The sequence below is a fragment of the Nocardioides marmorisolisilvae genome (genome assembly GCF_003725775.1).
GTDB classification, from domain to species: Bacteria; Actinomycetota; Actinomycetes; order Propionibacteriales; family Nocardioidaceae; genus Marmoricola; species Marmoricola marmorisolisilvae.
The window spans coordinates 1287324-1309001 of record NZ_RJSG01000002.1 but is presented as its reverse complement, the minus strand read 5'-3'; the positions used below and the strand labels follow the sequence as shown (position 1 = coordinate 1309001).

The following is a 21678-nucleotide window of genomic DNA, read 5'->3' as shown; positions in this document are numbered from 1 at the left end:
ACCCTAGTCCGCTGGGTGAACCCAGGTCACGCGTCACGGCCCCGGTTCAGGAGAATGGACTCGTGACCGACTTTCCGACGTACCCCTCCGGACTCCGGCTCGCAGGCCGCAAGGTCGTCGTGGTCGGCGGTGGTCACGTCGCGCAGCGTCGGATCCCCGGCCTGATCGCGGCCGGCGCGGACGTGCACGTCGTCTCGCCGGAGGTCACCCCGGCGATCGAGGGCCTGGTCGGGTCGGGTGAGATCACCTGGATCCAGCGTGACTTCGAGGACGGTGACCTCACCGGAGCCTGGTACGTCATCGCGGCCACGGCGGACGCCGAGGTCAATGCCCGGGTGACCGAGGTCTCCGAATCCCTGCACACCTTCTGCGTGCGCTCCGACGACGCCCACGCGAGCAGCGCCTGGACCCCCGCGGTCGGTCGGCACGGGGCCGTCACTGTCGCGGTCCTGGGCGACCGGCGCGAGTACCGGGACTCCCGGCGCACGGCGGCCGTGCGGGACAAGATCCTCGAGGGTCTGCAGTCCGGCGAGCTGGACACCGGTACGTCGAAGCCGGCACCGGGTGTCGTCCTCATCGGCGGCGGGCCGGGCGACCCGAACCTGATCACCGTGGCCGGGCGCAAGGCGCTGATGGAGGCCGATGTCGTGGTCGCCGACCGCCTCGCGCCGCGCGAGCTTCTCGGCGACCTGAGCCCGGACGTGGAGCTCGTCGACGTGGCCAAGCTCCCACGCGGACGCTCCGCGCAGCAGGAAGAGATCAACCGGATCATCGTCGAGCGTGCGCTCGCCGGGAAGCGTGTCGCCCGCTACAAGGGCGGCGACAACTTCGTCTTCGGCCGCGGCTACGAGGAGATCATCGCCTGCCAGGCGGCCGGTGTGCCCGTCACCGTGATCCCCGGGATCAGCAGCCCGATCGCCGTCCCGGGTATCGCCGGGATCCCGGTCACCCACCGCGGAGTCACCCACGAGTTCACGGTGATCTCCGGCCACCTGCCGCCCGGGCATCCCGAGTCGCTGGTCGAGTGGGAAGGCGTCGCCAAGCTGCGCGGCACCGTTGTCCTCATGATGGGCGTCGAGAACGCTCCGGCCATCGCTGCGACCTTGGTCGAGAAGGGTCGTGATGCCTCCACCCCGGTCGCGGTCGTCTGCGACGGCACGATGCCGACCGAGCGGACCGTACTCTCGACCCTCGGCTCGCTGGCCGAGGACCTGGTCAAGCACCAGGTGAACCCGCCGGCGATCATCGTCATCGGCGAGGTGGTCAGGGTTGCTCACCCCGATCTCTGATCCTTCAGACGCCCGCCTGGCGGACTACCGCGACCTGCGGGACGTCCAGCTGCGCGAGCACCTGGAGATCGAGAACGGGCTGTTCCTGGCCGAGGGGGAGAAGGTCGTACGCCGGGCCGTCGAGGCCGGTTTCACCCCCCGGTCGTTCCTGATGGCCGAGAAGTGGATCGACGGGCTCGCCGAGGTCTTCGGTGAGGCTCCGGTCTACGTCGTCGACGAATCTGTGTCCGAGGAACTGACGGGCTTCCACGTGCACCGAGGTGCGCTCGCGGCCTTCGAGCGCAAGCCGCTGCCCTCGCTCGACGAGGTGCTCGACGGTGCCCGCTCCGTGCTCGTGCTCGAGGACGTCGTCGACCACACGAACGTCGGTGCCGTGTTCCGCAGCGCCGCGGCGATGGATTTCGACGCGATTCTGCTCGCTCCGCGCTGCGCGGACCCGCTCTACCGGCGCGCGATCAAGGTCGGGATGGGGGCCGTGTTCTCGATGCGGTGGACCCGGTTGCCGGACTGGCACTCGGCCCTGCCGGACCTGTCCGCCCGAGGATTCAACACCGTGGCGTTGACTCTCGCTCCCGACGCCGTGCCGATCGAGGAGGCCGTGGCCGGCGTCGATCGGCTCGCGCTCGTGCTCGGCTCCGAAGGGCGCGGGCTGTCGGCGCGCTGGGAGCAGGCGGCTGACCAGCGAGCCATCATCCCGATGGCGGCCGGAATCGACTCGCTGAACGTCGCTGCCGCTTCTGCCGTGGCCTGTTACGTCGCCGCCCGCCGAACGGGCGCTTAGTGCCGGCGAGCGACCGCTAACCGGGCTACTCGGCGGGCCAGGAGAGCGGGTAGGAGTCCATCTCGGCTTCCATCTGCTTCTGCAGCTTCTTGCGCAGACGCGAGGAGAGCCGGTCGCCGAAGACCATGCCGGTGGTGTGGTCGGTCTCGTGCTGGAGGCAGCGCGCCAGCAGGCCGGTGCCGCTGAACTCCACGGGCTCGCCGTGGATGTCCAGGCCGGTCACCCGGGCGTAGTCGGGGCGGGCGCAGGCGACGAACGCACCAGGGTAGGACAGGCAGCCCTCGTCGTCGTCGTCGAGCTTGCGGTCGCGGCCCTCGGGCAGGTGCAGGACTGGGTTGCAGACGACGCCCTGGTGGCTGACGTCGTCGTCATCGGGGCAGTCGAAGACGAAGACGGCCAGGTCCTCGCCGATCTGGCAGGCAGCCAGTCCGACGCCGTCCGCGGCGTACATCGTGGCGACCATGTCGGCCACCAGGGAGTGCAGGTTCGCGTCGAACGTGGTCACCGGGCGCGCCGGTCGGTGCATCACCGCCTCGCCCCAGCGGGTGATCGGACGGATAGTTCCGCCCGCTGGGAGGACGGTCGGTTCTGCGTCGGACATGCGGTCGAGGATAGGGGTCGCGACACGGTGACCTGCGCCACGGCCCCGGGTGTAGCAATACGTGTAACTCCGAGTTACAGTTTCCGGCATGGCAAACCCCGTGAAGAGCGTGCTGGCCGCTGGCGGCAAGCACGGACTCAGTGAGAACGAGAGACGTGATCCGATCGGCCTGGCCGTCATTGCGCTGAACAAGCTCGCGCAGAGTGACGTCCTGGACCGGCTGAAGATCCGCAAGACCAGCGAGCAGACGGTCTTCCGGGTGACCAGCGCAGGGTTCAAGACCGCGAGTGCCGCTGGCCGCGCGTTCGCACGCGCCGGGGGAGCCGGTGGCGGAAAGCGCGTCCCGTCCGCGAAGAACACCGGTCTGTTCGACCTGACCCCGGGTGAGGACGAGCAGATGCTCGTCGACGTGGTCACCGAGTTCGCCACCGAGGTCGTGCGCCCGGCTGCCGCGGAGGCCAACGAGGCCTGCGCCGCCCCCGAGGACCTGCTCAAGGCGTCGCTGGAGATCGGCCTGCCGATCCTCGGCGTCTCCGAGGAGCTGGGCGGCATCGCCGCCGAGCGGTCTGCCGTCGCCGGCGTCCTGGTCCACGAGGCGCTCTCGCAGGGCGACATGGGCCTGGCCGTCGCCTCGCTCGCGTCCGGCGCGGTCGCCACCGCCCTCTCGCTGTACGGCTCCGACGCGCAGCAGTCGACCTACCTCCCGGCGTTCGCCGGTGACGAGGTCCCGGCCGCTGCCCTGGTGCTCGCCGAGCCGACGGCTCTGTTCGACCCGCTGACGCCCTCGACCCAGGCGACCCGATCGGGCAACGGTTTCGTGCTCAACGGGGAGAAGTCCGGTGTCGTGCGCGGTGCCGAGGCCGAGCTGTTCATCATCGGCGCCGAGCTCGACGGCAAGCCGCAGCTGTTCCTCGTCGAGTCCTCGACGCCGGGCATCACCGTCGTCTCGGACCCCTCGATGGGTGTGCGCGCGGCCGGTCTGACCCGCCTCGTGCTCAAGGACGTCGCGCTGGAGGATGTCGCGCTGTTCGGCGACGCAGCCACCTACCGCGAGGTCGTGCAGAACTCCCGCCTCGCCTGGTGCGCGCTCGCGATCGGCACCGGCCAGGCAGTGCTCGACTACGTGACCCCGTACGTCAAGGAGCGCAGCGCCTTCGGTGAGCCGATCGCGCACCGCCAGTCGGTGGCCTTCATGGTCGCGAACATCGCGATCGAGCTGCAGGGCATGCGCCTGCTGACCTACAAGGCGGCCAGCCGTGTCGCCCAGGGCAAGGACGCCTCGCGCGAGATCGCCCTGGCCCGCCGGATCTGTGCCGAGCGCGGCATGGGCATCGGCAACGACGGCGTGCAGCTGCTCGGTGGCCACGGCTTCGTCAAGGAGCACCCGGTCGAGCGGTGGTACCGCGACCTGCGAGCCATCGGCCTCATGGAAGGAGCGGTCCTCGTCTGACCTCGGGTCAGCGAAGGAGACACGATCATGATCAATCTGGAAACCCCCAAGAAGATCCGCCCGCTCATCGACCAGGCCCACCAGGTCGCGATGAACATGCTGCGGCCGATCTCCCGCAAGTACGACCAGGCCGAGCACGAGTACCCGGTCGAGCTGGACATGCTGGCCGCGATGATCGACGGCCTGGCCGACTCCGGTGCCTCCGAGGGCGCCGGCGCGACCGGCGTCCGTCGTGACGACAAGCCGGTCGAGGCGGGCAACAAGAACGGCGCCAACCTGGCTTCGGTGCTCTCCATCATGGAGATGTGCTGGGGCGACGTCGGACTGACGCTCTCGATGCCCCGCCAGGGCCTGGGCAACTCCGCCATCGCCTCGGTCGCCAACGACGAGCAGCTCAAGAAGTTCGAGGGCACCTGGGCCGCGATGGCGATCACCGAGCCGTCCTTCGGATCGGACTCGGCCGCCATCACGACCACCGCGGTCAAGGACGGCGACGAGTACATCCTCAACGGCGAGAAGATCTTCGTGACCGCCGGTGACCGGGCCGACTCCGTGGTCGTCTGGGCGACGCTCGACAAGAGCCTCGGCCGCGCCGCGATCAAGTCGTTCGTGGTCCAGAAGGGCACCGAGGGCATGCGGGTGGAGCGGCTCGAGCACAAGCTCGGCATCCGCGCCTCCGACACCGCGGTGATCATCTTCGACAACTGCCGGGTCCCCGCGGAGAACATCCTCGGCAACGAGGAGATCGACGTGAAGGAGGGCTTCGCCGGCGCGATGGCCACCTTCGACAACACCCGTCCGCTGGTCGCGGCGATGGCCGTGGGTTGTGCCCGCGCCTCGCTCGACCTGACCCGCGACGTCCTCAAGAACGCCGGGATCGAGATCGACTACGACAAGCCGGCGTACAGCCAGTCGGCTGCCGCGGCGACGTTCCTCCAGCTCGAGGCGGACTGGGAGGCGGCGTACCTGCTGACCCTGCAGTCGGCGTGGATGGCGGACAACCGCCAGCCCAACTCGATGGAGGCCTCGATGGCCAAGGCCAAGGCCGGGCGGATGGGCAGCGACGTCACCCTGCGGTGCATCGAGCTCGCCGGCACGCTCGGCTTCTCCGAGACCGACCTGCTGGAGAAGTGGGGTCGCGACTCCAAGATCCTCGACATCTTCGAGGGCACCCAGCAGATCCAGCAGCTGATCGTGGCCCGCCGCATCCTCGGCCTGTCGTCAGCCGAGCTGAAGTAACCGGAACGACACCCTGCGCAGGGTCCCGACCTACTGGTCGGGGCCCTGCTGCGTCGCTAGCGTCATGTTCGTGACCCTGGTCGAACGGTTCATCGAGATCGATGGCGGGCCTACCTACCGGAAGGTGGCGTGGGTGTCTGTCGCCGGAGGTCTCGGCGCCATCGCGATGGTGCCGCCGACGCACGTGGCTGCGACCCGTTCCGGGGTCGTCGACGTGAGCTTGAACGACCGGTTCTACCTCTTCTTCGCAGCAGCATTCGTCGTGGTCGGCGTGCTTACCCGGCTGCCGGCACGTCGAGGAACCGACGGGCGTTGGACCATGGTTCTGATCGTCCTTAGCTACGGCGCCGCGGCGGGGTACCTGAACTACCAGCTCGGCATCTGGTCGACTCCCTTTGCAGCCGGGTACGCGCTGTACCCACTCTTCGTCGCGCTACTCTTCGGCGTCCGGGCGGGCGTTTTCGCGACCTGCTACGCGCTGGGGCTGGTCTGCGTGATCGGTGTTCTCCAAACCCTCGACGTTCTCGACTACGCGCCGGGTCTCAACGATGGTCGGGTCGCTGCCCAGGACTCGGTCGCCTGGGCGATCTGCATCCTCGTACCTCTCCTGCTCACCTTCACGATCACCGTGGCGATCAGCCTGCTCACGATCGCAGCGCGGCGGCTGCAGGATGAACACCTTGCTGAGGCCAACGCCCAGCTCGAGCGCAGCGGGCAGCTGATCCGTCGGTTCGTCCCCTCGCAGCTGGCCGACCAGATCATCGCGGGGACGGACGTCGAGGAGTTCCGTCCGGCCCGCACCAAGCTCACCGTCTTCTTCTCTGACCTGGTTGGGTTCACCGACGTCTCCGAGGAGCTCGAGCCCGAGGACCTGGCGCGCGTCCTCAACGAGTACTTCTCCGAGATGCTGGCGATCGCCCACCGACACGGCGGGACCGTCGACGAGATCTCCGGCGACGCGATCCTGGTCTTCTTCGGCGCCCCGGTGGCGACCAGCGATCGCGATCATGCTCTCCGTGCAGTGCGGATGGCGGTGGAGATGCAGGTGGCGGTGTCGCGACTCAACGACGCCTGGCGCAAGGCCGGGATCACAGAATCGCTCGCGGTCCGGATGGGGATCAACACCGGGGTGGTGACGATCGGCAACTTCGGTTCGACCGACCGGATGAAGTACGCGGTCCTTGGCAAGCACGTGAACCTCGCAGCGCGGATCCAGACGACCTGCGAGCCCGGGAAGGTGCTGATCAGCCACGCGACCTGGCTGCTGGTGAACGAGGAGATCGACTGCGTCCCGAAGGGCGAGGGCCAGTTCAAGGGGATCACCCGCCCGGTCGCGACGTACGAGGTGTCCGGCTAGATTTCTGGGGTGCGTTTCCTCAACGACTCCAAGCCTGGGCACGACCTGACCTACGACGACGTGTTCATGGTGCCGCGTCGGTCGTCGGTCTCCTCGCGCTACGACGTCGACCTGGCGAGCAACGACGGCTCCGGTACGACGATCCCGCTCGTGGTCGCGAACATGACCGCGGTCTCCGGTCGGCGGATGGCCGAGACGATGGCCCGCCGTGGCGGCCTGGCCGTGCTCCCGCAGGACATCCCGCTCGACGTGGTGGCCGACGTGGTGCGCTGGATCAAGGAACGGCACCCGGTCTTCGAGACGCCGATCACCCTGGCGCCGCACGAGACCGTCAGCGACGCGCTGGCGCTGCTGCCCAAGCGCGCCCACCGGGCTGCGGTCGTGGTCGAGGACGGCAAACCGGTCGGCATCATCACCGAGGCTGACTGCACCGGCGTGGACCGGTTCACGCAGCTCGAGCAGGTGATGACGACCGACATCGTCAGCCTGACCGACGACCTCGACCCGCGGGCGGCGTTCGACGTGCTCGCCAGTACGCGGCACCGGCTGGCGCCGGTGGTGGACTCCTCGGGAGCCCTGGTCGGCCTGCTCACGCGGATCGGGGCGTTGCGCTCCACGATCTACGGCCCGGCGGTGGATGCCCAGGGCCGGCTCCGGATCGCAGCAGCGATCGGGGTGAACGGCGACGTCGCGGCCAAGACCGAGCGCCTGGTCGAGATGGGTGTGGACACGCTCGTGGTCGACACGGCGCACGGCCACCAGGACCGGATGCTCGACGCCCTGAAGGCGGTGCGCAGCGTCGGTCACGACGTGCCGGTCGTCGCGGGCAACGTGGTCGCGGCCGAGGGCGTCCACGACCTGGTCGACGCCGGCGCCGACATCATCAAGGTCGGTGTCGGGCCGGGTGCGATGTGCACCACCCGGATGATGACGGGCGTGGGGCGCCCCCAGTTCAGCGCGGTGCTGGAGTGTGTCGAGGCCGCGCGCGAGCACGGCAAGCACGTCTGGGCCGACGGGGGAGTCCGCCACCCGCGCGACGTGGCGCTCGCGCTGGCCGCGGGTGCCTCGCAGGTGATGATCGGGTCCTGGTTCGCCGGGACCTACGAGTCGCCCGGTGACCTGCAGCGCAGTGCCGACGGCCGCGCCTACAAGGAGAGCTTCGGGATGGCCTCGGCCCGCGCTGTCGCGAACCGGACTGCCTCCGACGACGCGTTCGAGCGCGCCCGCAAGGGCCTGTACGAGGAGGGCATCTCGTCCTCGCGGATGTTCCTGGACCCGGCTCGTCCCGGCGTCGAGGACCTGATCGACGAGATCTGCTCCGGGGTTCGCTCGGCAGCGACCTACGCCGGTGCGCACGACCTGGCGGAGTTCGCCGGACGTGCGGTCGTCGGCATCCAGTCCGCTGCCGGGTACGCCGAGGGCCGACCACTGCCCGGAGGCTGGTGATGGCCTTCCTGGTCATCTCGGCAACCAAGGCCGAGGCGGCGTACGTGCCTGCCGGCGTACCGGTCGTCGTCACCGGCATGGGCAAGGCCTCCGCCGCGATCGAGACCACCCGTGCCCTGCTGTCCTACGGGGACACCACTGAGCTGACCGTGCTGAACATCGGTACCGCCGGTGCGCTCCAGGACGGTCACACCGGGTTGTTCCGGCCGGACGTGGTGATCAACCACGACCTGAGCGCCGACGCGATCCGGGCGCTCGGCTACGACCCACAGGAGCGGCTCGACCTCGGCAACGGCGACGGCACCGTGCTGGCTTCCGGCGACGTCTTCGTCACCGACCCGGCGGTGCGGGCCGCGCTGGCGGAGGTCGCTGACCTGGTCGACATGGAGGCCTACGGCGTGGTGCTGGCGTGCCAGCGTCTCAGCGTCCCGGTGGAGCTGGCCAAGCACGTCTCTGACAACGCTGACGAGAGCGCGTTCGACTGGCCGACGCTGGTCGACGCGAGCGCCCGGGTGCTCGGGGGATGGGTGGCCGAGCGGCTAGGCTCACCGGCATGAAGACCCGTCTGAACTGCCCGTGCGGGGAGTACATCACTGCGACCAACGAGGACGAGCTGGTCGAGCTCGTCCAGGCCCACCTCGCGGCCGAGCACCCCGGTCGCGAGTACGACCGGGAGTCGATCCTGTTCATGGCCTCCTAGGAGGTCACACCTTGTTGCGGGCGCTCGAGGAGCGTCCGAGCCGGCGCACTTCCTCGTCCATCTGGGGGAGCAGGGTCGGTACCCGCTTCAGGGTCGTCCGGTCGCCGATCGAGGATGCGATCAGGTTGCGCCGAGCCCTGATCATGCCGACCCAGCTCGGGCAGTAGACCCGGCGCTTGCGGGTCTCGATGCCCTTCACGAACGCCTTCACGCAGGCCTCGACGGACGTGGTCTTGTTGAGCGGCGTCGGCAGACCCTCGATCAGCTGGCCGAAGGACTTCAGGTCGGACTTCGCGTCCTGGACCAGCGGCGTGTCGATCCACGACATGTGCGCGACGCCGACGTCGACGCCCTGGTGGTGCACCTCGAGCCGCAGTGCGTTGGCGAAGTGCTCCACGCCTGCCTTGCTGGCGTTGTAGGGGGCGAGGCCCGGAGCGGGTGCGAACGCAGCCAGCGAGGACACCACCAGGATGTAGCCCTTGCGCTCGATGAGCGAGGGGAGCGCTGCTCGCACGGTGTGGAAGACCCCGTTGATGTTGATGTCGATGAGGCGCCGGAACGCGGCGGGGTCGACGTTCTGGACCGACCCGTACGTCGCGATGCCGGCGTTGGCCAGCGCGACGTCGATGCCACCGAACTTCGCGACCCCGGCAGCGACGGCGGCCTCCATCGACGGCAGATCGGTCACGTCGGCGACGATCCCGAGGGCAGCCTCCGACCCGAGCTCGGCGGCCAGCTTGTCCAGCGGTTCCTGGTCGACATCGGTGAGGATCACCTTGCCGCCAGCGGCGACGATGGCTTGCGCAGTTGCGGCCCCGATGCCGCGCGCGCCTCCGGTGATCAGGACGACTTTGTTCGTGAGGCTCGGCATCCGGCCAATCTAGTGGCCGGATGCCGCCCGGGTCACGGGTGCGTCTTGGTCAGGTCGTGCTCGGCGAGCACCTTGTCGAAGCGGGCCTGGTCGAGACGCGAGATGACGTACTTGTCGTCCTGGGCGTCCCGGACGACTTTGGCCAGGGTGAAGGAGGAGGAGACCAGGAACAGGGTGGTCATGGCCAGGAAAGCGCGGACCCACGGGTCGACCGGCAGGTAGAGCAGGGCGAAGAGGAGTCCGAGCAGGGAGACGGCGAACGAGACGCCGGCTTGGGCGAAGAAGGCGGGGGTGTTCTTGGAAGGTGCAGGTGTGTTCGGCATGCCTCAAAGGTGCCGTCCGGAGGTACCTCACCGAATCCGTACGGGTACTCATTCGAACTAGGTGTTCGCACCCCACACGGGGACGAGCGGTCTAGGCAATCTGTACTCACGAGTTCCGAAAGCGGACGATGAAGGAGCACGCATCGCCAACCTCTCGGGAGTTCCCATGCCGAACTCGTTCCGCATCGTCCGTTTTGCAACTGCGCTCTCCGCCGTTGTCGCCTTGGCTGGTTTCACGCCGCCTGCCCAGGCTGACCCGCTCAACGCCGTGCAGACCATCACGGTGACCAAGGCACCGTCGCCTCTACTGGCACTGTTCACGGGATCCGCAACCATGAGCGCGCGGGTCACGAGCACTCAGACGGGCGAGCCCGTCTCTGGTGTTCAGATCTGGTTCGGCTCCGGCGGCCTTGATTTCGCGAACCTGTGCACCGGGGTCACCAACGCGGCTGGTGTGGTCTCCTGCTCGACCAACGGCACGTACTACTTCAAGCAGGTGAAGACCACTCGCGTCCTTGCGGCCTTCAACGCGATGCTGCTTCGCGACGCGACCAGCTTGGGGCAGAAGAAGGTCCCGGCGCTGTGACAGGACGTGCAGGACGAACAAGGCCCCGGATCTGCGTTTCCGCAGGTCAGGGGCCTAATTCTTGGTGTCCGAGGGGGGACTTGAACCCCCACGTCCGTTAAAGGACACTAGCACCTCAAGCTAGCGCGTCTGCCATTCCGCCACTCGGACGAGCGCGCGCAACCATAGCAAAGCGGAGCCCTCTGTACCGAATCGGGGCACCCTGTCGCGCACTAGGGTGCGGCCATGGATTACTGGCCCGGTGCCGACCTCGAGGGTGGCCGCTTCCGGATGTCGTTCCCGGCGTTCGACGAGCCGACCCTGCCGGACGTCGGCGATCTGCTCGCGGGGGCAGCCGAGGTCGACATCACCCCTCCGCCCGGGATGCCGAAGGCGGGGCACTCGCGCAACGCCCACGACGGCACCGGGTTCCGCACGCGCATCAAGGCGCGCGTGGTCCACCTGCGCACCGGACAGACGTCGGTGGCACTGATCGCACTCGATCTGTTGGCCGGCTCCGCGTTCGTCCAGCACGCGCTCGCTGCCGAGCTCGCCGACCTCGACGTTCCGCTGTCCGGGCTGTTCCTCGCGGCCACGCACACCCACGCCGGCCCGGGCCAGTACAGCGGAAGCGCGTTCTACAACGACTGGGCCTCGAACCGACGGGGCTTCGACCCGGCGTACACCCGGTTCCTGGTCGACCAGCTCGCTGCCGCGGTGCGCGAGGCCGTGAGCACCCGTCGGCCGGCACGGGCGGCGATCGGCTGCGCCGAGGTGTTCGGACTGACCCGGAACCGCTCGCTGGGTGCCTTCGTGCGCAATGCGGACCTGACCGACCGCCGCGTCGAGGACCAGCGCAAGTACGTCGCCATCGATCCGCGCCTCCACCTGCTCCGCGTCGACGTCGCCGAGGGGCCGCTGGCAGCCTTCAACTGGTTCTCGATCCACGGCACCGGGGTCAGCCACCACGACCACTCCTACAACGCCGATGTCTGGGCCTACCTGAACGGCGAGCTGGCGACCAGGGTCGAGGCCGCCACCGGGCGACGTCCGGTCAGCGGAGCCGTGGTGGCCTCGCACGGCGACATGACCCCGGCGGTGAAGCCGGGGATGCTGGTCTACCCGGAGGCCGAGCGCGTCGGCCGCGGGATCGGCGCGGCGGCCGCCGAGCTGCACGCCACCCTCGAGGGCGCGCTTTCGGCAGAGATGCCGGTCGCGGCCACGCTCCGTCAGCTGGACCTGACCGAAGATCCGGTCGTGGACGGGATCCACCTGGAGTCGCCCCGGATCGGCTGGGCGAAGACCGCTGGTGCCGGTGAGAACACCACGCCCGTGCTGCACCTGTTTCCTCCGTTCAAGGCCGGCTTCCCGAAGAAGCCCCGCGGGCCGCACCGCGAGAAGCGGATCGCCGGCACCGAGCTGGGCCACAGCCGGCTCGTCGGACGGCCCGAGGAGTTCCCGACGGTGATCCCGATCCACCTCCTCCGGCTCGGTCACGCCGCCGTGGTGGGGCTTCCGTTCGAGACCACGGTGGAGGCGGGCCGGCGGATCGGCAGCGCGGTGCAGTCCTCGGGCCTGGACGTGCGGACGGCGTTCGTGTCCTCGCTGGTCAACGACCACACGGACTACCTGACCACCCCCGAGGAGTACGCCGCTCAGTACTACGAAGGCGCCTCGGTGCTGTTCGGGCCCCGGCAGCAGGAATGGGTCGCAGGTCAGGCCCGGCGGCTCGCCGACGACCTGGCTGCCGGGGTCGCTTCGGTGCCGCGGGCGCGCACGTTCGACTTCGGGGTGCACCGCTACCTGGCCGAACCGACCGGGGTCTCCGCCTCGCGCCTGTTCGGGGGTGTGCGTTTCGTCGAGGCGACGCCGACCGAGGATGCGTTCTGGGAGCAGACCTGGACCGACGTCGCGCCGGGGGATCTCACCTGGCACGAACCGCTGGTCCGGGTCGAGGCTGAGAGTGCCGGAGCCTGGCACCCGGTCGCCGACGACAACGGGTGGCACGTCGAGGTCACCTACCTGGGGCGTAAGGCAGGACGGCACTCGTACGTCACTCGCTGGTACGCCCCGCCGCTCGGTCGTCCCGAACGGCACCGGTTCGTGCTGCTGGCCAACGCCGGGCAGCCGGAGCTGGCAGGTCCAGCCTTCGACTGACGCATAGGTCCGGGCGGATCGGGCAACGGAGAGGGCGAAGAACGGAGCCTGATCGATGCACAAGACCAACCTGGCCGGCGACTTCCACGCGATCGATGCCGGTTCTCCCGCGCTGATCCCGATGCTGTGGGGCCTGCGCCTCGCTCTCGGGCACTGGGTCTGGGGCAAGATGGACTCATGACCGATGCCCCCACCGGCTACGACCCCGCTGCCGAGGTCGTCGAGATCTGCAGCGACCTGATCGGGATCGACACCACCAACTTCGGGGACAGCTCAGGGCCGGGGGAGCGCAAGGCGGCCGAGCACGTCGCTGCGCTGCTCGACGAGGTCGGCATCGAGATGCAGGTCTTCGAGTCCGAACCGGGCCGCACGTCCCTGGTCGGGCGCTGGGGCGGAGACGTGGGCGACCCGATCCTGCTGCACGGCCACCTGGACGTCGTACCGGCGGCTGCCGCTGACTGGCAGGTCGACCCGTTCTCCGGCGAGGTCAAGGACGGCATGGTGTGGGGCCGCGGCGCGGTCGACATGAAGGACTTCGACGCGATGCTGCTCTCGTGCATCCGTGCCCGGGCGCGCGCCGGGCAGGTGCCACAGCGTCCGTTCGTGCTCTGCTTCACCGCCGACGAGGAGGCCGGCGGCCCGCTCGGCGCGGGATTCCTGGCCCGTGAGCACCGCGACCTTCTCGACGACTGCACCTTCGCGGTCGGCGAGGTCGGGGGATTCAGCACCACGGTGCGCGGTCGTCGGCTGTACCTGATCCAGGCCGCCGAGAAGGGCATGGCCTGGACCCGGATGACGGCGCGTGGTCGTGCCGGTCACGGCTCGATGGTCAACAAGGACAACGCCGTCACCTCGCTGGCGGCCGCGGTCGCCCGGATCGGCACCCACACCTGGCCGGTCCGGCTGACCCCGACGATGGAGGTGCTGCTCGCCTCGGTCGCCGAGCTCGCGGGCACCGAGGCGACGCCGGAGAACGCCGAGTCGCTGATCGAGGAGTTCGGTTCGGCCGCACGGATGCTGGGCGCGGTCATCCGCAACACCACGAACCCGACGATGCTGGACGCCGGCTACAAGGTGAACGTGATCCCGACCGAGGCCAGCGCCCGGATCGACGGCCGGTTCCTTCCCGGCTACGAGGACGAGTTCTGGGACACCCTGGCCCAGCTCGCCGGACCTGACATCGAGCTCACCCGCGAGACCGCGATGCCGGCCACCGAGACCGGTTTCGACGGCGAGGTGGTCGACGCCATGACGGCCGCGATCCTGGCCGAGGACCCGGATGCCCTGGTGGCGCCGTACCTGATGAGCGGCGGCACCGACGCCAAGTACTGGACCGAGATCGGGATGCGGTCCTTCGGCTTCGCACCGCTCCGCCTGCCCGAGGACCTCGACTTCACCGCGCTGTTCCACGGCGTCGACGAGCGCGTCCCGGTGGACTCGCTCGAGTTCGGCGCCCGGGTCTTCGACCGGTTCCTGGGTGCCGTCTAGGCCCAGGAGAAGTACAGCTGCGTCTGCCGAATGATCTTCCGGCGCAGCGTGACCCGGCGGTTGCCGTCGGGCCCGATCCGTAGCCGGTCGACCTCCCAGCCTCCGGACTCGGCACGCTGCACGAGCAGCCGGGTGACGAAGTTGCGGGACTCGTCGCGGTGGATGAACACCTGGTCGTACTCGTACTCGACGCCCGGGCGCAGGGCCCGTCGTTGCGCCTTCGGGCGCGGGCTCTGCTGGGCGGTGCTCACTGCTCCGCCTGGCCCGGCTCGGCGTCGCTGCGGGAGACGTCGTCCAGCGCTTCGATGATCTCGTTCGGCAACTCGCACTCCTCCACGGTGAGAGACCCTTTGAGCTGTTCCGCCGTCCGGGCGCCGATGATCGGTGCTGTCACACCTGGACGGTCACGCACCCAGGCCAGGGACACCTCCAGTGGTGTCCAACCCAGGCCTTCGCCGGCACGGGCGACGGCCTCGACCACGCGCTGGCTGCGCTCGGTGAGGTGGCGCCCGACGAACGAGGCGAAGTGCGGGGAGGCGGCGCGGGAGTCCGCCGGCGTACCGGTGCGGTACTTGCCGGTGAGAACCCCGCGGCCAAGTGGGGACCACGGCAGGATCCCCATGCCGAGCGCCTGCGCGGCCGGGATGACCTCGGTCTCCACGGCCCGGCTCAGCAGCGAGTACTCGACCTGGTTGGAGGCCAGCACGGCCCGCCCGGGCACGGCACGCTGCCAGGTCGCTGCCTGGGCGGACTGCCAGCCGGTGTAGTTCGAGATCCCGACGTAGCTGGCGCGACCGGTCGAGACGGCGTAGTCCAGCGCGCTCAGGGTCTCCTCGAGCGGTGCGTCGTCGACCCAGGTGTGCACCTGCCACAGGTCGACGTGGTCGACCTTGAGGCGCTTGAGCGAGGCGTCGAGGGAACTGATCAGGAAGCCCCGGGACGCGTTGGTCTCGCGCTCGCCGCGAAGGCGGCTGATCCCGGCCTTGGTCGCCAGAACGATCTCGTCGCGCTTGACGACGTCGCCGATCAGCGAACCGATGACGCGCTCGGAGTCGCCGTTGGCATAACCGGCAGCAGTGTCCAGCAGCGTTCCACCGGCCTCGACGAACGACGCGAGCTGGTCGCGGGCCTCGTGCTCGTCGGTGTCGCGGCCCCAGGTCATCGTGCCCAGTCCGAGTCGGGAGACCTTCAGACCGGTGCTACCGAGGTACCGCTGCTGCATGGCGCACAGATTAGCCAGCGCATCCGCGCCGACACGGTCGGCTCGCCGGTGGCGGTCAGGTGAGAGTCAGGTTCCTGCGCGTAGGCTCGCGGCCTGTGGATCCCTTCAGCTACTTCGACGCCGTCGTCCTCGGAATCGTCGAAGGACTCACCGAATTCCTGCCGGTCTCCAGCACCGGCCACCTCACGATCGCTGAGAAGATCCTGGGCAAGCAGGTCGACTCCGACGCGGTCACGGCGTTCACTGCTGTGATCCAGATGGGAGCGATCGCCGCGGTCCTCCTGTACTTCTGGAGCGACATCTGGCGCATCGCGAAGGCCTGGACTGCCGGGCTGGTCAAGCCCGAGTACCGGGGGACCGCCGATCACCGGATGGGCTGGTACATCATCGTCGGATCCATCCCGATCGCTGTCGTCGGCTTCGCGGCCAAGGACTTCATCAAGGGCGACCTGCGTTCGCTCTGGGTGGTGGCCGCGGCGTTGATCGCCTGGAGCGCCGTGATGATCTACGCGGAGAAGCAAGGCCGGCAGGATCGCGGCGAGGACGCTCTCACGCTGCGCGACGCACTGGTGATGGGCCTGGTGCAGTGCATCGCTCTGGTCCCCGGGGTCTCGCGCTCGGGTGCCACCATCTCCGCAGGCCTGATCCAGGGCCTGGACCGGGTCGCTGCGACGCGGATGGCGTTCTTCCTCGGGATCCCGGCGCTGACGGCTGCCGGCCTGTACGAGCTGAAGGACGTGTCCGGGATCGGCGTGGGTCCGACGATCGTCGGCACGGCGGTGGCCTTCGTGGTCGCCTACGTCTCGGTCGCCTGGTTGCTGAAGTTCGTGGCCCACCACAGCATCGGCAAGTTCGTGCCGTACCGGGTCGGTCTGGGCGTCGTGCTGCTGGTGCTGCTGGCGACGAACGTGATGTCCGCGACCTAGAGCCAGCCGGAGCGGCGGGCGATGATCCAGATGGCCAGCGAGCTCGCAGCCATCATCAGGAGCGACATCGGATAGCCCAGGTGCCAGGCCAGCTCAGGCATGTGGGTGAAGTTCATGCCATAGATTCCGGCGACCAGCGTCGGAGCGGCAACCAGACCGACCGCCGCGGAGATCTTGCGCATGTCGTCGTTCTGCTGGATCGAGATCTGCGCCAGGTGGGCCTGGAAGGCCGCCGTCAGCAACGTCTCGAGGTCCTCCATCGTCTCCGCAACCCGGTTGAGGTGGTCGGCGACGTCGCGGAAGTACGGCGCTGCATCGGAGTCGACGCCGCGGACGGCGCCGGTGGCGAAGCGGTTCACCGGGTCCCGCAGCGGCTGCACGGCCCGGCGCATCTCGGCCAGCTCGCGCTTGAGGACGTAGATACGCGCGGAGTCGTTGGTGCGCTCGGTCCCGAAGACCGAGGCCTCGACCTCGTCGACGTCGATGACGAGCTCCTTGGCGACGTCCTCGTAGGCATCGACCACCTGGTCGCACACCGCGTACACGACGGCTGAGGGACCGTGGGCCAGCACGTTCTGCATGCCCTCCAGTGCCAGCCGCGCGTCGTGCAGACCGCCGCCGGAACCGTGCCGGACGGTGACCACGAAGTTCTCGCCGATGAACATGTTGATCTCGCCGGTCTCGACGGCGTCGTTCTCGTCGACGTACCAGAGCGTCTTCAGCGAGAGGAACAGCGATTCCTCGTACCGCTCGAGCTTGGGTCGCTGGTGCGCGAGCAGCGCGTCCTCGACCGCGAGGGGGTGCAGGTCGTAGAGGTGCGCGACCGTCTCCAGCTCGTGCTTGGTCGGCTCGTGCAGGCCGACCCAGACGAAGTCGCCCTCGTCGGTGGCCCGGCTCCGCACCCCGGTGAGATCCGAGGTGGCCGTCCCGCAGTCGACGCGCACGCCTTGGCGGTAGAGAGCGTTGTCGACGATCACGGCCCCAGGTTAGAACCCGTGCCGGTGCAGCACCCGTAGGCTCTCCGGCATGGCAACGGTCATCCTGGCCCGGCACGGACGCACCTCAGCGAACGCCACCGGCGTGCTTGCGGGGCGCACCCCGGGGATCGCGCTCGATGACGTCGGTACGGCGCAGGCGACGGCAGCGGCCGCCCGGTTGGAGGGCCTCACCCTGGCGGCCGCGTTCACCAGCCCCCTGGACCGCTGCAAGGAGACTGCCAAGCTGCTGCTGAACGGCACCGGCCTGCGGGCCCGGGTCGAGCGCGGGTTGAACGAGTGCGACTACGGCGACTGGTCCGGGCGACCGATGAAGGAGCTCGTCAAGGAAGACCTCTGGAAGGTCATCCAGGCCCATCCCGCCGGCGTCGAGTTCCCGGGAGGGGAGTCGATGGCCACGATGTCGGCGCGCTCGGTCTCGGCCGTCCGGGCCTGTGATGCCGCCGTGGCAGCCGAGCACGGGGACGGCGCCGTCTGGCTGGCCGTCGCGCACGGGGACATCATCAAGGCGGTGCTCGCCGACGCGCTCGGGATGCACCTCGACGCGTTCCAGCGGATCGTGGTCGACCCGGGCAGCCTCTCGGTGATCCGCTACACCCCGAAGCGCTCCTTCGTGCTGGCCATGAACACCCAGGAAGGCTCGCTGACGCACCTGGCGACCCAGCGGGAGAAGCCGGACGAGAAACTCGGTGGAGGAGCAGGACCAGGCCGCACGTAGGCGCCCAGTAATCTCTTGGGCATGCCCCCCGTCGTGCACCGGTTCGACCCGCCCGAGCGATTCATCGCCGGGACGGTGGGTGAGCCTGGACAGCGGACCTTCTTCCTCCAGGCCCGCACCGGCGCACGGGTCACCAGCGTCGCGCTGGAGAAGCAGCAGGTGGAGATCCTCGGCGAGCGGATCGACGAGCTGCTCGACGAGCTGATGAGCGCCGGCGGTGTTGCGACGGTCATCCCGGCGATCACCCCGGTCGAGGCGGTCGACAACGGCCCGCTCGACCAGCCGATCGTCGAGGAGTTCCGCGCCGGCACGATCACGCTGTCGTGGGACGCCGAGGACGAGCGGGTGGTCGTCGAAGTGTTCCCGGTGGTCGAGGTGGAGGCACCGATCGAGGCGGACGAGGACGATCTGGTCGACCTCCCGATCGACGAGCCCGAGCCCGAGGAGCTCTTCGTCGTCCGGCTGACCCCGGTGCTGGCGCGGGTCTTTGCGACCCGCGCCTCGTCGGTCGTCCAGGCTGGGCGACCCTCGTGCCAGTTCTGTGGCGGTCCGGTGGATCCGTCCGGGCACCTGTGCCCCCGGTCCAACGGGTACCGGCGCACACAGCCGTGAGCACGGATCCGGTCGACCTCGACCTGCTCGCCGAGGGCGAGCTGACCGTGCTCGGGCGGATCATGCCCGCCTCGAACCACACCTACCTGTGCCGGCTCGGCCCAGAGACTTCGGCGGGGGACGGCCCGCAGGCCGTCTACAAGCCGACGTCGGGAGAGCGGCCGCTCTGGGACTTCGAGGACGGCACCCTGGCCAACCGGGAGTACGCCGCCTGGGTGGTCTCCGAGGCGCTCGGCTGGGCCGTCGTCCCGCCGACGCTGCTGCGCGAGGGCCCGGCCGGCCCGGGGATGGTTCAGCTCTGGTGCGAGCCCGACGCGGAGCAGGAACCTGTCGACCTGCTGCCCGAAGGACCGGTCCCACCCGGAGCACTGCACGTCCTGGACGCCTTCGACAACCACGAGCGTCCGGTGATGCTCGTGCACGAGGACAGCGAGCCGCTGCGGCGGATGGCGCTGTTCGACATCGTGGTGAACAACACCGACCGCAAGGGCGGCCACGTGCTCGCGATGACCGACGGCCACCGGTACGGCGTCGACCACGGTGTGTGCTTCCACGTCGAGGACAAGCTGCGCACGGTCCTCTGGGGATTCCAGGGCCGGCGCCTGCACGCCGAGGAGCGCGCGGCGCTGGAGCGCCTGGCCGCCTGCCTGTCCGGCCCCACCGGCGACGACCTGGGCTTCCTCCTCAACGGGGATGAGATCCGGGCGACCGCCCGTCGCCTCGACCGGCTCCTGAGCGCCGGTCGGTTCCCGGACCCGGGACCAGGCTGGCCATCGCTGCCCTGGCCGCCGTTCTAGGCCCGCACAGGTCTTCGTTAGTCTTCGACGCATGCGCGCCTGGTCTGCCCCTGACGTCCCTGCCCTGGGTCGTCGGGCGCCCGAGGTGCAGGTGCACGACTCCGCCACCGGTGGCCTCGTCGAGCTGGTGCCCCCGTCCGGGGTCGCGCGGATGTACGTCTGCGGGATCACGCCGTACGACGCCACCCACATGGGCCACGCCGCGACGTACGTGGCTTTCGACCTGCTGAACAGGGCCTGGCGCTCGGCGGGCCACGCGGTCCGCTACGTGCAGAACGTGACCGACGTCGACGACCCGCTCCTCGAGCGCGCGAACGCGACCGGCGAGGACTGGGTAGCCCTGGCCGAGCGCGAGACCGAGCTGTTCCGCACCGACATGGAGGCGCTGCGGGTGCTCCCGCCGAAGGCCTACGTCGGTGCTGTCGAGGCGATCCCGCTGGTCGTCGACATGATCGGTGACCTGCAGAAGAGCGGCGCCGTCTACGGGGTGCCGAACGAGGACGGGTCGGAGGACCTCTACTTCTCGGTGCACGCGGACCCGACCTTCGGATCGGTCTCCGGCTGGGACCGCGAGCAGATGATGACGATCTTCGCCGAGCGCGGGGGAGACCCCGATCGTCCCGGCAAGCGCGACCCGCTGGACTGCCTGCTCTGGCAGGCCGAGCGGCCGAACGACCCGGCCTGGGACTCCGCGCTAGGACGCGGCCGACCGGGCTGGCACATCGAGTGCTCGGCGATCGCCCGCGACCACCTCGGCGGTGGCTTCGAGGTCCAGGGCGGCGGGAGCGACCTGGTCTTCCCGCACCACGAGATGAGCGCCGCGGAGTCGCAGGTGGCCGAGCCGGACGTCCGGTTCGCGCGCGCCTACGTCCACGCCGGCATGGTCGCCCTGGACGGCGAGAAGATGTCGAAGTCCAAGGGCAACCTCGAGCTGGTCTCACGGTTGCGGGAGAACGGCACCGACCCGATGGCGATCCGGCTGGCGCTGCTGGCCCACCACTACCGGTCCGACTGGGAGTGGACCGAGGCCGGGCTGCAGACCGCGGTCGCGACCCTGGAGAAGCTCCGCGAGGCCGTGGCGTCCGGCGCGGGTGCGGCCACCGAGCCGGTGGTCGAAGGCGTGCTGACCTGCCTCGCTACCGATCTGGACGCTCCCGGTGCCCTCATCGCGCTGGATTCCTGGGCGACCGCGACGCTCGCGGGAGACACCTCGGAGCCGGGTGCCGGGGCCGTCGTGCGGACCCTGGCCGACGCGGCTCTGGGTCTGCGGCTCTAGTCCTCGGGGTCCTCGCGCCGCTTGAGGTAGCGCTCGAACTCGCGCGCGATCGCCTCGCCGCTCGCCTCCGGGAGGTCGGCGGTGTCCTTGGACTCCTCGAGGCTGCGTACGTACTCGGCGACGTCCTCGTCCTCCTCGGCGAGCTCCTCGACGCCGCGCTCCCAGGCCCGGCTCTCCTCGGGAAGGTCACCCAGCGGGATCGAGAGCTCGAGCAGGTCCTCGACCTGGGTCAGCAGTGCGAGCGTCCCCTTCGGGCAGGGTGCCTGCGGCAGGTAGTGCGGGACGGCGGCCCAGAACGAGACCGCGGGGATGTCGAGACGGGCGCAGGCGTCCTGGAGCACGCCCACGATCCCGGTCGGCCCCTCGTACGTCGACGGCTCGAGCTTGAGCCGGTCGTCGAGGTCGAGCTCGGTCGCGGTCCCGGTCACGGGGATCGGCCGGGTGTGCGGGGTCTCGGCGAGCAGGGCGCCGAGCGTCACGACCTGGTTCACCTCGAGGTCGTCCGCGGCGGCCAGCAGCTCGGCGCAGAACCCGCGCCAGCGCATGTTCGGCTCGATGCCGCGCAGCAGGACCACGTCGCGGTGCGAACCAGCCGGCCGGGCGACGAACAGCTGGGTGGAGGGCCAGGTGATCCGGCGCATGCCCTCCTCGTTGGTGCCCACGACCGGGCGGTTCACCTGGAAGTCGTAGTAGTCCTCGGGGTCGATCGCCGCGACCAGCTGGGCGTCCCAGACGTCGATCAGGTGGTCCAGCACGCCGGTGGCGGCACCGGCAGCGTCGTTCCAGCCCTCGAACGCGCTGATCATCACCGGGTTCACCAGGGGGCGGACGACGTCGATCTCGATCACGACTTCAGCCTACGCGT

General features: G+C 69.5%; 24 protein-coding genes and 1 tRNA gene. 17 read left to right on the top strand and 8 right to left on the bottom strand.

Annotated elements, in window-relative coordinates; translation table 11 throughout:
• Window positions 1-62 precede the first annotated feature (62 nt).
• Together cobA and EFL95_RS10370 are read left to right on the top strand one after the other, a co-directional pair.
• Complete coding sequence (cobA, locus tag EFL95_RS10375) at window positions 63-1289, top strand: uroporphyrinogen-III C-methyltransferase (RefSeq protein ID WP_123233887.1); 1227 nt, start codon at window positions 63-65, stop codon at window positions 1287-1289.
• Complete coding sequence (locus tag EFL95_RS10370; protein ID WP_123233886.1) at window positions 1270-2070, top strand: TrmH family RNA methyltransferase; 801 nt, start codon at window positions 1270-1272, stop codon at window positions 2068-2070. Before cobA ends, EFL95_RS10370 begins: the two co-directional genes overlap by 20 nt.
• A gap of 25 nt (window positions 2071-2095) precedes the next feature.
• On the opposite strand, the gene def is transcribed toward EFL95_RS10370, so the two are convergent.
• Entirely contained in the window at window positions 2096-2671 is a 576-nt protein-coding gene (gene def / locus EFL95_RS10365) for a peptide deformylase (RefSeq protein ID WP_123233885.1), read from the bottom strand.
• Between the two features lie 88 nt (window positions 2672-2759).
• Between def and EFL95_RS10360 the strand changes: the two genes are divergently transcribed.
• The 6 genes from EFL95_RS10360 (at window position 2760) to EFL95_RS10335 (ending at window position 8863) form a co-directional block, all read left to right on the top strand.
• Window positions 2760-4121, top strand: coding sequence for an acyl-CoA dehydrogenase family protein (locus EFL95_RS10360; protein WP_123233884.1), 1362 nt, complete (start codon window positions 2760-2762; stop codon window positions 4119-4121).
• Window positions 4122-4148: 27 nt separating this feature from the next.
• Window positions 4149-5360, top strand: a complete 1212-nt coding sequence (locus EFL95_RS10355) for an acyl-CoA dehydrogenase family protein (protein ID WP_123233883.1) — start codon at window positions 4149-4151, stop codon at window positions 5358-5360.
• A gap of 70 nt (window positions 5361-5430) precedes the next feature.
• Window positions 5431-6717 carry an adenylate/guanylate cyclase domain-containing protein gene (locus EFL95_RS10350; protein ID WP_183407124.1) on the top strand — a complete coding sequence of 429 codons (1287 nt, stop codon included), beginning with the start codon at window positions 5431-5433 and terminating at the stop codon, window positions 6715-6717.
• 9 nt (window positions 6718-6726) lie between these two features.
• Entirely contained in the window at window positions 6727-8163 is a 1437-nt protein-coding gene (locus EFL95_RS10345; RefSeq protein ID WP_123233881.1) for a GuaB1 family IMP dehydrogenase-related protein, read from the top strand.
• On the top strand, window positions 8163-8720 hold the full coding sequence (locus EFL95_RS10340) for a nucleosidase (RefSeq protein ID WP_123233880.1): 558 nt from the start codon (window positions 8163-8165) through the stop codon (window positions 8718-8720). Before EFL95_RS10345 ends, EFL95_RS10340 begins: the two co-directional genes overlap by 1 nt.
• Window positions 8717-8863, top strand: a complete 147-nt coding sequence (locus EFL95_RS10335) for a DUF1059 domain-containing protein (protein ID WP_123233879.1) — start codon at window positions 8717-8719, stop codon at window positions 8861-8863. The genes EFL95_RS10340 and EFL95_RS10335 overlap by 4 nt, the downstream gene beginning before the upstream one ends.
• 4 nt (window positions 8864-8867) lie before the next feature.
• Here EFL95_RS10335 and EFL95_RS10330 read toward each other — a convergent pair whose 3' ends face one another.
• Window positions 8868-9734 carry an SDR family oxidoreductase gene (locus EFL95_RS10330; RefSeq protein WP_123233878.1) on the bottom strand — a complete coding sequence of 289 codons (867 nt, stop codon included), beginning with the start codon at window positions 9732-9734 and terminating at the stop codon, window positions 8868-8870.
• Window positions 9735-9766: 32 nt separating this feature from the next.
• Window positions 9767-10057: a YiaA/YiaB family inner membrane protein gene (locus EFL95_RS10325; protein ID WP_123233877.1), complete on the bottom strand. Its 291-nt coding sequence runs from the start codon at window positions 10055-10057 to the stop codon at window positions 9767-9769.
• A 166-nt stretch (window positions 10058-10223) separates the two neighbouring features.
• Here EFL95_RS10325 and EFL95_RS10320 point away from each other — a divergent pair, with 166 nt between their 5' ends.
• Window positions 10224-10643: a hypothetical protein gene (locus EFL95_RS10320; protein WP_123233876.1), complete on the top strand. Its 420-nt coding sequence runs from the start codon at window positions 10224-10226 to the stop codon at window positions 10641-10643.
• A gap of 62 nt (window positions 10644-10705) precedes the next feature.
• Here the strand turns inward: EFL95_RS10320 and EFL95_RS10315 are convergent.
• Window positions 10706-10793, bottom strand: a tRNA-Leu gene (locus tag EFL95_RS10315).
• A 75-nt stretch (window positions 10794-10868) separates the two neighbouring features.
• Between EFL95_RS10315 and EFL95_RS10310 the strand changes: the two genes are divergently transcribed.
• The 3 genes from EFL95_RS10310 to EFL95_RS10305 are packed head-to-tail and all read left to right on the top strand — an operon-like array spanning window position 10869 to window position 14267.
• Window positions 10869-12779, top strand: coding sequence for a neutral/alkaline non-lysosomal ceramidase N-terminal domain-containing protein (locus EFL95_RS10310; protein WP_123233875.1), 1911 nt, complete (start codon window positions 10869-10871; stop codon window positions 12777-12779).
• A 55-nt stretch (window positions 12780-12834) separates the two neighbouring features.
• Complete coding sequence (locus EFL95_RS20045) at window positions 12835-12960, top strand: hypothetical protein (protein ID WP_281272203.1); 126 nt, start codon at window positions 12835-12837, stop codon at window positions 12958-12960.
• A complete protein-coding gene (locus tag EFL95_RS10305) occupies window positions 12957-14267 on the top strand; it encodes a M20/M25/M40 family metallo-hydrolase (protein WP_123233874.1) in 1311 nt (436 codons plus the stop codon). The genes EFL95_RS20045 and EFL95_RS10305 overlap by 4 nt, the downstream gene beginning before the upstream one ends.
• Here the strand turns inward: EFL95_RS10305 and EFL95_RS10300 are convergent.
• Both EFL95_RS10300 and EFL95_RS10295 read right to left on the bottom strand, forming a co-directional pair.
• A complete protein-coding gene (locus EFL95_RS10300; protein WP_342773197.1) occupies window positions 14264-14518 on the bottom strand; it encodes a DUF5703 family protein in 255 nt (84 codons plus the stop codon). The genes EFL95_RS10305 and EFL95_RS10300 overlap by 4 nt on opposite strands.
• A complete protein-coding gene (locus EFL95_RS10295) occupies window positions 14515-15489 on the bottom strand; it encodes an aldo/keto reductase (RefSeq protein WP_123233873.1) in 975 nt (324 codons plus the stop codon). Before EFL95_RS10295 ends, EFL95_RS10300 begins: the two co-directional genes overlap by 4 nt.
• Window positions 15490-15584: 95 nt before the next feature.
• Here EFL95_RS10295 and EFL95_RS10290 point away from each other — a divergent pair, with 95 nt between their 5' ends.
• Window positions 15585-16415 (top strand): undecaprenyl-diphosphate phosphatase, encoded by an 831-nt coding sequence (locus tag EFL95_RS10290; RefSeq protein WP_123233872.1) that lies wholly within the window; start codon window positions 15585-15587, stop codon window positions 16413-16415.
• Here the strand turns inward: EFL95_RS10290 and EFL95_RS10285 are convergent.
• A complete protein-coding gene (locus EFL95_RS10285; protein WP_123233871.1) occupies window positions 16412-17392 on the bottom strand; it encodes a magnesium and cobalt transport protein CorA in 981 nt (326 codons plus the stop codon). The genes EFL95_RS10290 and EFL95_RS10285 overlap by 4 nt on opposite strands.
• A gap of 49 nt (window positions 17393-17441) precedes the next feature.
• Here EFL95_RS10285 and EFL95_RS10280 point away from each other — a divergent pair, with 49 nt between their 5' ends.
• The 4 genes from EFL95_RS10280 to mshC are packed head-to-tail and all read left to right on the top strand — an operon-like array spanning window position 17442 to window position 20813.
• Entirely contained in the window at window positions 17442-18128 is a 687-nt protein-coding gene (locus tag EFL95_RS10280; protein ID WP_123233870.1) for an MSMEG_4193 family putative phosphomutase, read from the top strand.
• Window positions 18129-18149: 21 nt separating this feature from the next.
• A complete protein-coding gene (locus EFL95_RS10275) occupies window positions 18150-18740 on the top strand; it encodes a DUF3090 family protein (RefSeq protein WP_123233869.1) in 591 nt (196 codons plus the stop codon).
• On the top strand, window positions 18737-19537 hold the full coding sequence (locus EFL95_RS10270) for an SCO1664 family protein (protein ID WP_246004894.1): 801 nt from the start codon (window positions 18737-18739) through the stop codon (window positions 19535-19537). Before EFL95_RS10275 ends, EFL95_RS10270 begins: the two co-directional genes overlap by 4 nt.
• A gap of 31 nt (window positions 19538-19568) precedes the next feature.
• Window positions 19569-20813: a cysteine--1-D-myo-inosityl 2-amino-2-deoxy-alpha-D-glucopyranoside ligase gene (gene mshC / locus EFL95_RS10265; RefSeq protein ID WP_123233867.1), complete on the top strand. Its 1245-nt coding sequence runs from the start codon at window positions 19569-19571 to the stop codon at window positions 20811-20813.
• Here the strand turns inward: mshC and EFL95_RS10260 are convergent.
• Window positions 20810-21661 carry a PAC2 family protein gene (locus EFL95_RS10260; RefSeq protein ID WP_123233866.1) on the bottom strand — a complete coding sequence of 284 codons (852 nt, stop codon included), beginning with the start codon at window positions 21659-21661 and terminating at the stop codon, window positions 20810-20812. The genes mshC and EFL95_RS10260 overlap by 4 nt on opposite strands.
• Between the last annotated feature and the right edge of the window lie 17 nt (window positions 21662-21678).